Source organism: Microcoleus sp. FACHB-672, from assembly GCF_014695725.1.
GTDB lineage: Bacteria > Cyanobacteriota > Cyanobacteriia > Cyanobacteriales > Oscillatoriaceae > FACHB-68.
The window spans coordinates 237,425-252,927 of the sequence record NZ_JACJOU010000019.1 but is presented as its reverse complement, the minus strand read 5'-3'; the positions used below and the strand labels follow the sequence as shown (position 1 = coordinate 252,927).

At 43.6% G+C, this 15,503-nt stretch carries 12 protein-coding genes; 6 read left to right on the top strand and 6 right to left on the bottom strand.

Features of this window, described 5'->3' with window-relative positions; translation table 11 throughout:
• Positions 1–24: 24 nt before the first annotated feature.
• The gene (locus H6F56_RS14675; RefSeq protein WP_190669406.1) at positions 25–945 is read left to right on the top strand and encodes a cobalamin-binding protein; all 921 of its coding nucleotides are present in this window, start codon (positions 25–27) and stop codon (positions 943–945) included.
• Here the strand turns inward: H6F56_RS14675 and H6F56_RS14670 are convergent.
• Positions 942–1,715, bottom strand: a complete 774-nt coding sequence (locus H6F56_RS14670) for a class I SAM-dependent methyltransferase (RefSeq protein ID WP_323798430.1) — start codon at positions 1,713–1,715, stop codon at positions 942–944. The two genes, H6F56_RS14675 and H6F56_RS14670, sit on opposite strands and share 4 nt — an antisense overlap.
• Positions 1,716–1,887: 172 nt before the next feature.
• Here H6F56_RS14670 and H6F56_RS27350 point away from each other — a divergent pair, with 172 nt between their 5' ends.
• From H6F56_RS27350 to H6F56_RS14655, 3 genes are all read left to right on the top strand, one after another.
• Complete coding sequence (locus H6F56_RS27350) at positions 1,888–3,375, top strand: adenylate/guanylate cyclase domain-containing protein (protein WP_190669404.1); 1,488 nt, start codon at positions 1,888–1,890, stop codon at positions 3,373–3,375.
• A 32-nt stretch (positions 3,376–3,407) separates the two neighbouring features.
• Positions 3,408–4,025: a class I SAM-dependent methyltransferase gene (locus H6F56_RS14660; protein WP_190669402.1), complete on the top strand. Its 618-nt coding sequence runs from the start codon at positions 3,408–3,410 to the stop codon at positions 4,023–4,025.
• Positions 4,026–4,405: 380 nt separating this feature from the next.
• A complete protein-coding gene (locus H6F56_RS14655; RefSeq protein ID WP_190669400.1) occupies positions 4,406–5,083 on the top strand; it encodes an SDR family oxidoreductase in 678 nt (225 codons plus the stop codon).
• Between the two features lie 139 nt (positions 5,084–5,222).
• Here the strand turns inward: H6F56_RS14655 and H6F56_RS14650 are convergent, their stop codons facing one another.
• Positions 5,223–5,681 carry a hypothetical protein gene (locus H6F56_RS14650; RefSeq protein ID WP_190669397.1) on the bottom strand — a complete coding sequence of 153 codons (459 nt, stop codon included), beginning with the start codon at positions 5,679–5,681 and terminating at the stop codon, positions 5,223–5,225.
• An 84-nt stretch (positions 5,682–5,765) separates the two neighbouring features.
• Here H6F56_RS14650 and petN point away from each other — a divergent pair, with 84 nt between their 5' ends.
• On the top strand, positions 5,766–5,855 hold the full coding sequence (petN, locus tag H6F56_RS14645; RefSeq protein WP_190669395.1) for a cytochrome b6-f complex subunit PetN: 90 nt from the start codon (positions 5,766–5,768) through the stop codon (positions 5,853–5,855).
• A gap of 445 nt (positions 5,856–6,300) precedes the next feature.
• Positions 6,301–7,410: an AI-2E family transporter gene (locus H6F56_RS14640; protein WP_309236530.1), complete on the top strand. Its 1,110-nt coding sequence runs from the start codon at positions 6,301–6,303 to the stop codon at positions 7,408–7,410.
• A gap of 87 nt (positions 7,411–7,497) precedes the next feature.
• On the opposite strand, the gene rppA is transcribed toward H6F56_RS14640, so the two are convergent.
• The 4 genes from rppA to H6F56_RS14620 all read right to left on the bottom strand — a co-directional run bounded on the left by rppA (position 7,498) and on the right by H6F56_RS14620 (position 15,298).
• Positions 7,498–8,196: a two-component system response regulator RppA gene (gene rppA / locus H6F56_RS14635; protein WP_190669392.1), complete on the bottom strand. Its 699-nt coding sequence runs from the start codon at positions 8,194–8,196 to the stop codon at positions 7,498–7,500.
• Between the two features lie 40 nt (positions 8,197–8,236).
• The gene (locus H6F56_RS14630; RefSeq protein ID WP_190669390.1) at positions 8,237–13,609 is read right to left on the bottom strand and encodes an AAA family ATPase; all 5,373 of its coding nucleotides are present in this window, start codon (positions 13,607–13,609) and stop codon (positions 8,237–8,239) included.
• Positions 13,610–14,109: 500 nt separating this feature from the next.
• Positions 14,110–14,736: a DUF305 domain-containing protein gene (locus H6F56_RS14625; RefSeq protein ID WP_190669388.1), complete on the bottom strand. Its 627-nt coding sequence runs from the start codon at positions 14,734–14,736 to the stop codon at positions 14,110–14,112.
• A gap of 31 nt (positions 14,737–14,767) precedes the next feature.
• Complete coding sequence (locus H6F56_RS14620; protein ID WP_190669386.1) at positions 14,768–15,298, bottom strand: hypothetical protein; 531 nt, start codon at positions 15,296–15,298, stop codon at positions 14,768–14,770.
• Positions 15,299–15,503: the final 205 nt, after the last annotated feature.

Here is a 15,503-nt window from a genome sequence, read left to right as displayed (position 1 = left end):
AGGCGTTGCAAGCACCCGTAAACTATGAACAGCGAACCGTTGAGAATCGTTTCTCTATTACCCAGTGCGACCGAAATTATAGCCTCATTAGGTTTGGTAGACGCACTTGTGGGACGTTCCCATGAATGCGATTTTCCACAAGGCGTTGAACAGTTGCCGATTTGTACGCAGCCTAAAATGAATCCTGAAGGCAGCAGTGGGGAAATCCATGATCGCGTGACAGATTTATTGAAATCGGCACTCAGTGTATATCAAATTAAAACGGATGTTTTAGAGCAACTGAATCCTACCCATATTATTACCCAAGCACAGTGCGATGTTTGTGCTTGTACGTTGCAAGATGTTGAGGAGGCTGTTAGCAAATCTCTCAGCATTCAACCACAAATTATTTCTTTGCAGCCCAATCTTTTAGCGGATGTATGGGGAGATATCGAACGGGTTGCCGGCACTCTTAAGGTTGACAGTCAGCCGGTGATTGAGAAATTAAAGTCTCGTGTTGAAGCGGTTTCTTCCTTGGTGAAGGGTCATTCTCCCACCGTTGCTTGTATCGAATGGACGGAACCTTTGATGGCTGCCGGCAACTGGATTCCGGAATTAGTATCCCTTGCCGGTGGGGAGTCAGTTTTTGGAGTAGCCGGCAAACATTCTCCTTGGTTGAAATGGGAAGAGTTAGCAGCCGCCGATCCAGAAGTGATTATTTTTATGCCTTGCGGGTTTGATTTGGAACGCACGCGCCAAGATGCCATGCCATTAATTAAAAACCCAGAATGGCAAAACTTGCAAGCCATTAAAACCGGCAAAGTTTATATCACGGATGGCAATGCTTACTTTAACCGGCCAGGGCCACGGCTAGTTGATTCCCTAGAAATTTTGGCAGAAATTCTGCACCCTGATATTTTTAATTTTGGCTATCGGGGTGCCGGCTGGGAATTTTTTACAAGCTAAGGTTTAAATCCGCCAAAAACAGCCAACCCATAATATTTCCAAGGAACAGCCACCGGCTCAAATCCTGCCGTTTTTAGCATCTCTAAATGAGCCGCTAAAGTGGCTAATTGATCAGGATTAGAATGCCCTTGTGGGGTGCTGTTGCCGATCTTGGCGCGAACCTCTGCCAGAGTTTGTCCCTGAGTGTTCGCCCACTCCTCACGTACCGCTTGATAAACTTCTGCCATTGCCGGCAATTCCGGCAAAATCGGATCAGCATTCCAGAAACAGCCGCCGGTATTCAGATTTTGGTTAATCCAATCCAATAATTTCAACTTCATCTCATCCCTGAGATGGTGAATGGCGAGGGAAGAAACAGCGCAATCAAAACCCTCTCCCATCGATTTCTGGCTGTTTGCCAATTCACCAAAATCAGCTTCAATCCAAGTGACTCTGTGGGCGTATCCAGCAGCGTGGATTTTTTCCTGGGCAAATTCAAGCATTCGCGGTGAATAATCCACAGCGACTAACTCGGCAGTGGGATAGCGGTTGAGAATTTTTAGACTAAGTTCGCCGGTACCACAGCCAAGTTCGAGGATGCGAAGGCTGTTGCTGGGAATACAACGGACAATCGTATCCAGCATTTCATCGTAACGCGGCAAAAGTTGGCGGATGCCGGTGTCAAAATCAGCCGTGTTGCCAAATACTTCACCAGGAAATATCTGTTTGTCTGCGGCTGCCGGTGTTTGAGGGGGCAGATCGTTTGGTTGAGACGTTAAACTCGAATTCACAATAGCTAATAAAGTGACAACTCCGATAAGTATGGTAGCTAAATTTACAGAATGAATCCGAGCCTTGGACGGCTAGCTTTTTCTGAAGTTATTAAAATTCACAGTAATTTTACGGAGATGCCATTAATCTATTGAAGGATAAAGCAAGAAACATCTTTGTATTGAGAATGCTATGCGCCAGTTAATTGATAAATTTTTGGCTGCGTTCACACGCCTGTTGTATAAGCGCATTATCCTGATTCTGGCAATTTTATTTTGCACTGGCGTTGCGGTGGCGATGTCTAATATGTCTCGTCTTTCGTCGGATCTAATTGAATCACAAGCACGCCAGAATGCCGCTCTCTACGCTCAAGCAATGAAAGAGGCACGCACACTTTATACTTCAGAAACGGTTGATCGTTTAGAAGACATTAAGGGCGTAACTGTTACCCACGACTACCCAAAGTACAGCGGGGGAATTCCTGTGCCGGCAACGTACTTACTAGAACTTGGTCATAGCCTCAGTGAAAAAAATACTGGAATGTCCGTCCGGGTGTACAGTGACTATCCCTTTCCGTGGCGAAAAGAGGAAGGAGGCGCAAAAGACAAATTTGAAGAACAAGCACTAGAATATTTGAGACAATATCCGAAAGAAACATTCGCTCGTCTAGAAAATTATCAAGGCCGGCCTTCTTTCCGTTATGCAGAGGCAGACACCCTTAAACCTAGCTGTGTCGGCTGTCATAACACTCACCCCGATAGCCCTAAAAAAGATTGGAACGTGGGAGATGTGCGGGGAATTTTAGAAATCGTTACTCCCCTCGATAGCTTCATCGCTAAGACGCGCACCGGCTTGGGGGGAACCTTCGCCATGCTCAGTGTATTATCTGTGCTGGCACTGTCAGGACTAACGCTGGTCATTGGCCGGCTGCGTCAAACTTCTAAAGAATTAGAAAGGCGTGTGGTCGAACGCACCGCTCAATTGCAAGAAACCAATCAAGAACTAACATTAGAACAAGAAAAATCCGAGCGATTGTTACTAAATATCTTACCGCAACCGATTGCCGACCAGTTGAAACAAGGACACCATACTATCGCTGATTGGTTTGGTGAAGTTACGGTTCTTTTTGCTGATATTGTTGGCTTTACGCAGTTGTCTGACCGAGTTTCACCAACAGAATTAGTGAATGTTCTTAACGAAATTTTTTCAGGATTTGATCGACTGACTGAGAAGTATAGTTTAGAAAAGATTAAGACGATTGGTGACAATTATATGGTTGCCGGCGGCCTTCCTACTCAGCGCCCCGATCATGCAGAAGCCATTGCTGAAATGGCGCTGGATATGCAACACGAAATTAAGCAATTTAATGCCAAGCACAATGCAGAACTCAGCATCCGTATTGGCATGAACACCGGGCCGGTTGTTGCGGGGGTCATTGGCACCAAAAAGTTTATTTATGACCTTTGGGGTGATGCAGTGAATACGGCTAGCCGCATGGAATCTCACGGCATTCCCGGTGCTATTCAAGTTACAGCCAACACTTACGAACGCTTACGAGATAAATTTGCATTCCAAGAACGGGGTGTGATGGAAATTAAAGGCAAAGGACAGATGACGACTTATTTACTCACCGGCAGGATAAAAAGTGAGCTTCAGGCGAGTGGGAGAACGGGAGAGTAAGATATGTGAGAGGTTCAAAAGGTTGAGGAACTGTGGAGAAGCACGAACAACTGACCATCGCGGAGTACCAGCTAACGGCTGAATCTTTCCGCGCCGGCACTTGGGATCATGATGTGTCCCAAAATCGGGATGCTTTAGTGGCGGCGATGCCCAGAAATCCCGGTAAAATTCTGGATATAGGTTGTGGCCCTGGACGTGATTTAGTAGCATTCAAAGGTCAGGGACATACGGTGATCGGTTTGGATGCGACACCGGCATTTGTGGAAATGGCGCAGCAGGCAGCCGGTTGTGAGGTTTGGCAGCAGTCGTTTTTGAGTCTCGATCTACCCCAGGCAACGTTTGATGGGATTTTTGCCAATGCGTCGCTGATCCACGTTCCTAGCAGCCAAATGGTGAAGGTACTGAGGGATTTGCACAACTCGCTGGTTGCCGGTGGTGTGATCGTGATGTCGCTGTGTCGCGGCGATACGGAGGGTTACAGTGCGCGTCCCACCGGCTATCGCTATGTTGCCGGCTGGGAATATGAAACCCTATCTCCTTGTTTGGAAGCTGCCGGTTTTGAGATTGTAGATCATTACTATCGCCCACCCGGATTGCCTTGCGAAGAGCAATCTTGGTTGGTAATGGTAGGGCGTAAAAGCGGTTCATGAAATTAATACCTTTTTAAGAGAACACGTTACAAATTATTCGATTTTAAGAGAACACGTTACAAATTATTGGATACCGATCTTAAGAATTTAATCTCTTTTTTTATCTTTAACCCATAGATAAGCGCAAATTTAGTTAATGATTTAATGTTTTTAAATATGTGCTTTAAAAGTTTTTAACAGGTCTATTGTGGATTGAAATAGGACAATAGGATCGTTTACCTATGTATTTAATATGATTCTACAGTGCCCAACCCATGCTCATAGATTGAGCAAAGTGAAACGGAGGGGTACTATGTCAACTCAACCTACATCTGAGAAGTAAATTAACAACGGCACTATAGTATATTGTGATCAACCAGGGTTAACTAAAGGATGGAAAAATGACAACAGAATCTTATGTTTTTCTAGCCGGCGCGAGTCGGGGAGTGGGTGAGCAAATCGCTTTCTGTTTGATGAACCAAGCAGTAAAGGTGAAAGCACTACTGAGAAGCGAGACAAACCGGACTCAACTGGAATCGATGGGTCTTAAAGTCGCGACAGGCGATGCTTTGGATGTGGCGGCTGTTGAGCAGGCGATGCAGGGAGATGAGCCGATTTATGCCGTGATTAGCACAATTGGCGGTTTACCAAAAGATGGGGAAAGAGCAGATTATTTGGGCAATAAAAACCTGATTGATGCTGCGGTGAAAGCGGGTGTGCAAAAGTTTATTTTGGTTTCTTCAATTGGTGCCGGCGAGAGTGTGCTAGCATTGCCGCCACAAGCTTTACAAACTCTAGGGCCGGTTTTGGTTGAGAAAGAAAAAGCTGAGCAACATTTGATCAATAGTGGCCTGACTTACACAATTATTCGACCCGGTGGATTAAAATCGGAACCGGCAACCGGCAATGGCCTCCTCACCGAAGATCATCGGGTTGCCGGCACGATTCACCGCGCAGATGTGGCGCATTTGGTGTGCCAGTGTCTAGCTTCAGAAGCGGCAAATAATAAAATTTTGTCAGCGGTTGATCGCAATATGATGTACGGCCAGCCAGAGTTTGCGGAATTTAAGTTAAGTTAAGTGTGCCGGCAAAATAGACTTTTCTTTTTGCTGTTTTGAAATCCCCCTAGCCGGTTTAAAAAAGGGTTTTTAAGGGAAGATTTTCTCCCCTTCCCTCACACTTAAGCGGATAGGGATTAAGCCTTTCAAATTCACCGGCTCATTTAAAAGGCTTAACCCACCGGCTCTGAATGGCCAAGTCGAGGGTGAAACGGGCGATTGCAAACAGCAGCACACTCTCCAGCGCCAGAACTACAAATGGCCAAAAGCTGTCCTGAAACTTCAGCCCCACATCTAGCTGGGCCAATCCGCGTACCAGTCCGAAGGCGAACACCGCACCCTCTTGAAGGTGAGAATTATTGTCCTGCCGGATAATGTAGCGGTAAGTGATGCCAAAGAGAAAGCCACTCAGCCACGCAACTGCGCTACTAATTAGCAAATGAATATCGACAGTCGCGATCTGCAACCCCACAAGGGGGTCAAACTGCTTGGCCAAGATTAGCTGATTGATCGCAGCGATCGTACCAAAAGCCAGCAATAAGGCAAAAGCAGACAAGATGCCGGCTTTGAGCGATTCTATACGTTCTGCTGCGAGATCGAGTTCTGAGAAGTTGTTCACGATAATGTCACTGACCGAGATGGCTCAAATTGACATAATATAAGGCTTGGAGTTATTTTGGACGGTTTTTCTTAAGGCATAGCTATGGATATTCTGACGCTTGGTTGGACTTCGCTACTGGTTGTATTTACGTTCTCTATTGCAATGGTGGTCTGGGGCCGCAACGGTTTGTAGAATCGGGGCAACAAGGGAGAGAATCCCCTGAATGTCTTGCGGGGCGGGCTGTTTGCCGGCCCCTTTTTTGTGCGGTTCTGGGCGTAATTTGGGAAAAAGGCGAGACTGCCGGCTTTTGGCTAAAAAGTTTGAGGTTAATCTTCGATGCTTGCAGCAAAGAAGGATTAGATGTCTGCGATACATCAGCCAGTAGATTACTAAGTGAAAATATATCTGAAAAGTAAAATTTGCGGCCACGCAGACGGAAAGAAAAGCGAAAGCTAGATGTACCGGGCGGTAGATTTGCCGGAGCCGATGCTGGTGCTAATTTATTGTCATGAGAGTGGTCTTATCGGCTGCTGTTAAAGTTCTCAATTAATAGGACTCAAAACAGGGCAAGAATTGCCGATCATTTGCAGCCACAAGGAGTGCTGTTCAAGTTGCTGGCCTTTGCGCTAGTGCTTAAATGCCTATTACATCAAAAACTATTTCATATATTTATTCAGGGCTAGTGATAAAAATGAGTGTTCCTGCTACCAAAGATGTCTGGGATAGGCTAACTAACTTAGTATTGATTCGTTTTTTACTTTTATTTGCTGTGGGGTGGGCCGGCCTGCGGCTTTTACAATATTTTGAAACAGTTATTGTTGTTTTTACAATTGCGGCAATTGTTGCTTTTTTGTTGAGCTATCCCGTGAAATGGCTGCGCCGATTTTTACCCCACGGGGCAGCAGTTGGCGTTGTTTTTTTACTAGGATTTCTAGTAATTGGCGGTCTAACTGTTACCGTAGGCGTCACGCTTTTATCCCAAGGTCAGCAATTGATTGATAGCGTCACGGACTTTGTCAACGCCCTTGCCCCACTCTCGGAACGAGTAGAAAATTTCTTGCGAGAGCGAAGTCTTCAAGTTAATTTGCGGGTTGTTGAAGAACAATTAAGAAATCAAGCTTTAGCAGGAGTTGTTTCTAGTCTTGCCGTCTTACAAATGTTTTTAACAAATTTGTTAAACTTTATATTAATTATGGTCATTGCTTTTTTCATGCTTTTGGATGGAAAAAAGCTTTGGACACTGATGCTTAAAGTTATTCCCCGTCATTTACACAAGCGCTTGACAGTGATCGTTGAGCGTAACTTCTTAGGTTTTTTTCAAGGCCAAATTGTGTTGATGTTATTTTTAGTGACTTCAACTTTTATCGTTCTTTTAATTTTACAAGTAAAGTTTCCTTTAATTTTGGCGGTACTGGTTGGAATTTTTGATTTAATACCCGGAATTGGAGCAGCCCTAGGAATTGGCTTAATTTCTTTCATTGTGCTAGCGCAAAATGTTTGGCTAGCGCTGAAAGTTTTGTTGGCTTGCATCGTTCTTCAGCAGATTCAAGATAATATAATTTATCCAAGAATCATGCAAAATTCATTGAATATTCATCCTGTTGTTGTGTTTTTTGCTTTATTGGTAGGGGCAAGAGCCGCAGGTCTGCTAGGCATTTTTATTGCGATTCCATTGGCAGGAGTTTTTATTAACTGGTTTGAAATAGACGAAATGAAAGGGGATGCAGAATTAACCACTGAAACTTAAATATTTTCACCGCATTAAATTGGCTGCATCCTCTTTTTGCTATTTCCATCGCAGCCGCAAAGAAAGTGGAGACAGTAAAGTTCATTTTCATCGCTCTGTTGGATTAAAGCGATATCCCAGCCCATAAACGGTTTCTATTAGCTGATCGTAGCCTTTTTCTTGCAGTTTGCGTCGCAACAAACGCATCTGAGCTGCTACGACATTACTTGCCGGTTCTGCACCCAATTCCCATAGTTGATTGAGCAGTTGGTCGCGGGTCACAATTTGATTAGGATGCCTAATGAAATACTCTAATAACTGAAATTCTTTGTTCGTCAAAGAAATAACTTGCGGCTGACCGGCAGCGTCTTGAAAACCAAGCGTGCGGGTGCCATAATCTAGCGTGAAATTGCCAAAGTGCAACTGTTGGGATTGAATTTGCGGAGATCGTCGCTGTAGTGCACGCAACCGCGCCAATAATTCTGCCATGCCAAAGGGCTTCACTAAATAGTCATCCGCGCCGGCATCCAATCCAGCCACTTTATCTTCCATCCGATCTTTTGCAGTTAGCATCAGCACCGGCATGGAATTGTTCCGCTTTCGCAGTCGTTTACATAACTCCAATCCCGACACCCCAGGCAGCAACCAATCAAGAATTCCTAGCGAGTATTCTGTCCACTGGCTTTCTAAATAACCCCAAGCTTCATCGCCATCTTGCGCCCAATCAACCACATACGCTTCTTGATGGAGTGTGCGCTTAATTGCCGCACCCAAATCTGGCTCATCTTCAACTAGAATAATCCTCATAAAAATAGATTTTCTTCACTTCTAACGAATTAGATTTTATCTAGTGTTTTTGACATCGCTCAAAATAAATTTGCGCCACGAGGTCGCCCTGATTTTGACACAGACAATCCTTAAACAGTCGTGCCGCCTCTGCTAACTTTCCTTCCGAGTAAAACTCCAAAGCTTCTGCAAACAATGGCAGGGTGGCTAACTTGCCCTCTTTAATTTCTGGCGGATTAGCATCAAACACCTCATAAACTGTCACGGCTTCAGATTTTCCCTTAACCTTCACCGTATCGATGGTACGGATTGCGTATTGGGATGAATTTTTTAGGCGCGAATAAGTTTGCTCGGTAATTAGCAGCGAGACTCCGTAATTTTTGGTTAAACTTTCCACACGAGAAGCTAAATTAACAGCGTCAGAAATTACGGTACCGTCCATGCGGTTTTGTCCGCCAACGGTTCCTAACATTAAGGTGCCGGTGTTGATACCGATGCCATTTTGAATCGGTGGGTAGCCAAATTTACGGCGATGTTGATTGTATTCAGTGAGCCGGTGCAGCATGGCAATTCCCGCTTTCACCGCATTATCTGCCTCCCCACTAAATAGCGCCATAATCGCATCGCCAATGTATTTATCGATAAACCCGTGATTCTCAGTGATAGCCGGCTCCATACGGCTCAAGTAGGAATTAATAAATTTAAAATTATCTGCCGGTGTCATACTTTCACTGAGGGTGGTGAAGTCGCGAATGTCGGAGAACAGCACCGACATTTCTAACTGCACCTGATCGCCTAATTCCACATCGATAATGCTGGATTTTTCTAAAAACTGGAGAAACTGGCTGGGTACAAAACGTTCGTAGGCTTGGTTGAGTTGAGCCAGCCGGCTTTCATTCTCGCGGACTTCTGTATAAAGCTTAGAATTTTGAATCGAAATCGCTGCCTGTCCGGATAACAATTGTAAAAGCTCCACTCGTTCAGGAGTAAACGCTCCTGCCGTCAGGTTATTTTCCAAGTAAACAATACTGATGAGTTGGCCTTGGTTGATCAGCGGCACGCACAGAATCGATTTTATCTGATTATTTTGGATATAAGATTCCTTAGTAAACTGCCCCTCTTGAGCAGCATCATCCAAAACTACGCTTTCTTTGGTTCTCGCAACATAATTAATAATTGCTTCCGACAGTCCCCCACAGGTTTCAAGGGGGATTGACTGCAAGACAGTTACCTGTTCGTTACTGATTGACCCTGACGCTTCAACTAGTAGGTTCCCCTGACTTGGTAAAACCAGATAGCCTTTTTGCGCTCCCGCATTCTCCATCAGAATCTTCATTAAACTAGAGAGTAACTTATCCAGTATAATTTCGCCGGAAATTGCTTGAGAAGCTTTAAGCGCTGTAGCAATATCCAAGTTTGAAGTAGTACCAGTAGTTGTTACGGATACAGAAGTTTTAACAGCTTGAATTCCTGATTGAGTTGTGGTCAGTAATTGGGGATATCGCGTTTCTAAATCCTTGATTTTAGCAACTGCCCCCCATAGCTGATAACAATAACGAGCTTCCTGCATATAAGATCTAGCAGCTAATTCTTTTCCTTTGGATAAATAAAACTTGGCGGCGAGTTCGTAAGCGATAGCCGCTTCATGGATGTATTCGTTATCTTTGGCGAGGGTAATGGCTTTGTCGTAATAATCTACTGCGAGGGGATCTTTTCCTAAAAGCCGGCAAAGTTCAGCCTCCACAAGCTGATATTTATGCGAGTTATTCCTAGGTGCATGATGCGCCCATTTTTTCATTTTTTTCTGATTGGAAATTACCTTTTGAATTGTGCGGTTTTGGAGGAGCTTTTTCTCTGCTTTGCTAGAGGGTTGCTCAGCATTAGTAGCGAGTGCAAGACGCACTAGAGAATCATAAAAATAAAATTGAGGAATCCAGAGAAGGGCGGTTCCGCCATCTATATATTTTTCAGCTAATTCGGCATTGGCGACTGCTTGCCCTTGCTCACCAAACAAGTAGCAAAGTATTAATTTTTTGAAGTACACATAGTAACTTCCAGTGCGGTCATTCGCCTTTTCAAGCACAGGCAGCATCGCTCGTTCGTCATAAGCGGTGCCAATCAAATAACAAGGGTTTTGTGAGTGGCCTAGCAAGTTCAAAGCTGCCTGGCTGAGCAATTGCAGAGCTTCCTGATAATACAACTCATCTCCCTCATCGGTTCTTTCTTGCCCAATTTGGCGCATGGCCTGGGCGTAAGTTTCTATCTCTAACTCCAATTGCTCCAATTCTTTTCCGCTTAAAAAGGCATAACAACAGTAGAAATGAACTGAATAGGCAGCGTATTCTAAATCTCCAGTTTCGAGTGCAACTGCATAAGCTTCCCGCAGTGAATTCAATGTTTCTTTAACCGGCTCTATCCAGTGTCTGATAAAGACATGAACGATGAATTCGGTTCTAGCTTTAACTTCTCTTGTATTGAGTCGTGAGAGTAGGTTAAGAGCGAGTTGACCGAATTGATAGCCGGTTTCAATATCGCCAACAACGCCACAGAGAATTAATCCATAGAAACTGTAAGCGAAAGCAGATTCAGAAGTATTCCCCCACTCGATAGATAACCTAATCTTTTGAAACACAATCAGCGGCATCAGCATTGGTGCGCTTGAGTAAGCCGCACCGGCAATTTTAGCCAGAATCCGCATCGCTGCTTTCGGGTAAGGATCGGTCATCACCGGCAGGTCAACTAAGCTTGCAATCGGTTGCGATCCTATTTTGAGCTTTGCCTGTAGTAGTCCCCACAAAATATCGAGATTATTAGGTTGTTTAGGTAACTTAACTCCCAGCAAATTTAGGATTTCTAATGCAATATGGATTGCTTTATTCAACTTAGCTTGGGCAACGTGTGCTTGAATTTTTACCTCATAAGCTTTCACTTTATCTAGCACGGTTTTAGCTCGTGACAGTACCGCCTCAATGAATTGGTTCATCAAGTTAAAGTCCGCGTTGAGATAAGCGGCTTCTGCGGCCTGTTCGTATAGCGAGAGAGTGAGATGATACTGTTGCTGCCAGCTATCGCTTGCTAACAGTTCTATCCCTGTTTGTAAATAAGTCAGGGCCGGCTGATAGGCCGCTGATAGCTTCGCTTTTTTGCCGGCAGTCAGATTTAATTGAGCGAGGTCATCTTTTTCTGTGCGCTCAGTAATTAATTTTAGAGCAAAATTGAATTTATTAACAATGTCAAATATTTTTTCTTCTCGCTTATTGGGAGGAGTATTTTTTAGCAAAAATTGTCCGATTTGCCGATGTACTGCTTCCTTAGTATTCGTGGGAATCAGGGAATAAGCTGCCTGCTGAATGCGATCATGGACAAATTTGTATTCAAGGGATTGAGATTGGGTAATGGAGAACAAAGAATCTGGAAGCTCTAGAGCGATTAGTGCTAGTTCTACATCTCCCATATTGTTAAGAGGCGTCACTAAATTTTCAGCGACTGCTGCAAATAAAGCAGTTGTCGTTTCTCTTAAAGGTTTTTTAAGGATAGAAGTTAATAAATTTAAATCGAATTGATTGCCGATACATGCCGCAAGTTTTAAGATTTCTTGCGTTTCTTTTGGTAGCTTTTGAATTTTACCGGCCATCAGTTCAACAACGTTATCTGTAAAGTCCCGCGCTTTAATTTGTTCTAATTCCCACTGCCAGCTTAGTGATTGAATGTCAAATTTTAATAAGTTTTCTGTATAAAGTGATTTCAAAAATTCATTCATAAAAAATGGGTTGCCACCAGTTTTAACCTCCACTAATTCAGCAAAGACTTTAACTTTTTCTTCAGAGCTATTCAGCGCCTCACAAATAATTTTGCTAACGCTGAAAAAATCTAAAGGTGACAGGAAAATTCGATTGATAATCGCCCCTTTTTTGGCTATCTCTTCTACTGCAAGCATCAACGGATGCGCTGCTCCAACCTCGTTATCCCGATACGCCCCCATTAAGAATAATCCGGGGGAAGCAGCATTCATCAACAATTGCATTAGTTTCAATGATGCTCCATCTGACCACTGCAAATCATCCAAAAATAACGCTAAGGGATGTTCTGGTTGGGTAAAGACTTTGATGAAGTTTTTAAACGCTAAGTTAAAGCGATTCTGGGACTCGTCGGGTCCGAGTTCTGGCACGGCGGTTTGCTTGCCAACGATTAATTCCAATTCGGGAATGACTTCGACAATCACTTGCCCGTTTAACCCTAGTGCTTCTAATAGTTTCTTTCGCCATTGGTTCAGTTGAGCTTCACTTTCGGTTAGTAGTTGCTTAATTAATTCTTGAAATGCACGAATGATACCACTATAGGGAATATTACGTTGATATTGGTCAAATTTTCCTGTAATAAAGTAGCCACGTTTTTTAGTAATTGGTTTATAAATTTCTTGTACTAAAGCTGATTTACCAATGCCAGAATATCCAGCAATTAGCATTAACTCGCTTTTAAAATCGCTGGCCCGTTCAAAAGCAGCAAGCAAGGTTTCGATTTCTAATTGTCGTCCATAGAGCTTTTGTGGAAGTTGAAATTTATCAGAAATATCGTGACGCCCTAAGGGAAAATTTGAGATAATTCCAGTAGAATGAAGTTGCTGCCGGCATTCTTCTAAATCGGCTTGTAATCCATAGGCACTTTGGTAGCGCTCTTCGGCAGTTTTCGCGATCAGCTTCATTACAATGTCTGAAACTAATTGGGGAATTCCTAGATTGACTTCAGACGGGGGTAATGGCTGTTTGGCAATATGACAGTGGACTAATTCCAGAGGATCTGTTGTGGTAAAGGGAAGTTGATTTGTCAGTATTTGATAAAAGCTGATTCCGAGGGAGTAAAAGTCGGTGCGATAGTCGAGGACGCGATTCATCCTGCCAGTTTGTTCTGGCGAGATATAAGCGAGTGTGCCTTCCAGAACTCCGGGCGTTTTCAGCACGGGATTTTCCCGTGTTAGCTGGGTGGAAATACTAAAATCAATAATTTTTAACTGTCCCGTCTGCCGGTTGTAAACAATATTGGAGGGGTTAATATCTTTGTGAATCACGCCGGCTGCGTGAATCTGACCTAAACTTCGAGCCGCTTCTATTGCGATTTGTAAGAACTCTTCCAGGCTAAATCGGCACCGCTGCATCCAGAACGCCAGCGACTCTCCGCCAAAGTCCTCCACAAACATCACGAGGGTGTTTTGGTACTTTTGCAAGTCATAGACTTGCACGACTCCGGGTTTTTCCAGTGATCGGGTGATGCGGTATTCAGTGCGGTAGCGCACCAACTCTTGAGGGGTGGGGTAGCTGTCTTTAAGCAGTTTGAGGATAATCGGCTGGCTGTCGGATTCCCGAGCAGCTCGATAAATTAGAGAACTAGCGCTTTCGTAAAGAAGCGTCTGGACGGTAACGCCTGGAATCGAGAGCATACTTGTTATTTTTGGAAAGATTAACTGATCGTAAAGCGCACCCAACTGTTTCGAGAATAGCCTTTCGAGCTGGCAAACATGACCTATTCCCCTGTGATTCTCATCTTTGCCTGTTGACGATTTGCCGGTTTTAGAACTCGATTCAATGGACCTCGGCGGGGCTTTTTCAAGGAAGTGACGCTGTGATAATGATAGCCTTTGTCAGCAGATATCTGATATTTTTGTCTAGTATTAATATTAATTTAACTCCCTTTAGTTGAGCCAATAATTTCTTTACGACTTTTTTTCAGGTTAGAAAAAGTCTCTAGCTTTATTTTAAATATTTATTTATACTGGCAGCTAAGAGGCTTTAGTTCTGCTTCCTCGTACCTTTATAAACTTGCTTGTTGCTGAGATTTATACTGTTTCTCTCGATGGACGCAAAAATTCTATTGAGATGGTAAAAACCTGGATTTTTTCTACAAACCCAGGTTTTTCAGCTTCATTTTATTAATGTTTGCTTACTTCCAAGCTTGCTGCCATTGTTGCATCTGCTTGATTTCTGCATTTTGACTTTCGATAATTGATTTTGCCAAATTACGAATTTCGGCATTTTCGGCAGTGTCAAGAACCATCTCGGCCATCATGAGAGCGCTTTGATGGTGGGGAATCATTTGCTTAATAAACTCCTTATCAAAGTCTGCCGCATTTTTCAGCGCTTGCATATCCATTCCCATCATATCCATGCTCATCATCCCTTGATGTGCAGAATGATCTATTGAGGAGGAAGCAGCAATTTCTTTGCCGTACCACTGTTTATACCAGTCCTGCATTTGCTGAATTTCTCGTTTTTGATCTTGAATGATTGATTCAGCCAGTTTTTTAATTTCAGGTCGTTTAGCTTTAGTTAAAGCCATTTCTGCCATTTCTACTGCCCCTTGATGGTGGGGAATCATCAGTTCGATAAATTTTTGATCGATCTGAGTTTTTGCTTCGGCTTTAGAAGAAACGACAGGTGTTGCAGTTGCCGTGGGTGCCGGCGTCAAATTGTCTTGACTTGCTTCAGTGTTGCAACTGCTTAATCCTACAGCGATTACTAGAGGTGCTAAGAATCCAATAACCGTATAATTTTTGACTTTCTTGTTCATGGTTTTACATCCTTTGTATTGCAGTAAGAAGTTAGCGATTAAACGCAAAGCGACCATTTATTTTTTCACCCTTAATGTCGGTTAAAATAACAACCTTATACTCTCCAGGGGCCTTTTCTGATAGAAAAACAGCATAGTGCTTGCCTGCAACGTCATAGTCAAACTCTAGAGTTTTTTGTTCTCCTGCCGGCAACTGAATTTGAGCGGTTACTTTTGCATCAGGGATAGCTTCATGAGTGTCACCTTTTTGCAGAAAAAAATCGATATGTGTGCCATTTTCTTCAGAAACCGGCACCAATTCTAAATGATACAGGCCAGATTCTATAACTTGACCCCCTTGGGAGGTTTGGGGATGATTTGTTTTAGCAGATGCTTCTGATTTAGGCTCAGTCGCAGTGGTCGTTGTAGCTGTCGTTGTCGAAGAAGAAGTTGCAGGATTAGCTGTTGCAGCCGGCGAATTTGTGTTACTAGAATTGGTTGCCGGTGTTTCATTGCCGCAAGCCGCCAAAAATATCAGTCCTATACTTCCTAAGCCTATTATACTTTTCTGCAAAGCTTTCATCTCTTTCCCTCCTCTGTGTTCTGTTTTTCCCAGCTAAATTCGTTTTCTGCTACTTCCTTGAAATCGCTTAGATTCTTAATTTTAGTCACCCAAACCTTCCCGAACTGGGTTGGTTGCCGATTGCCAATCTGGAGAATCCCCTTCTAATATTATTTGACACAGCAAAATGAAATCAGGATGAAATTCTATTAAGCCATTTGCCCGA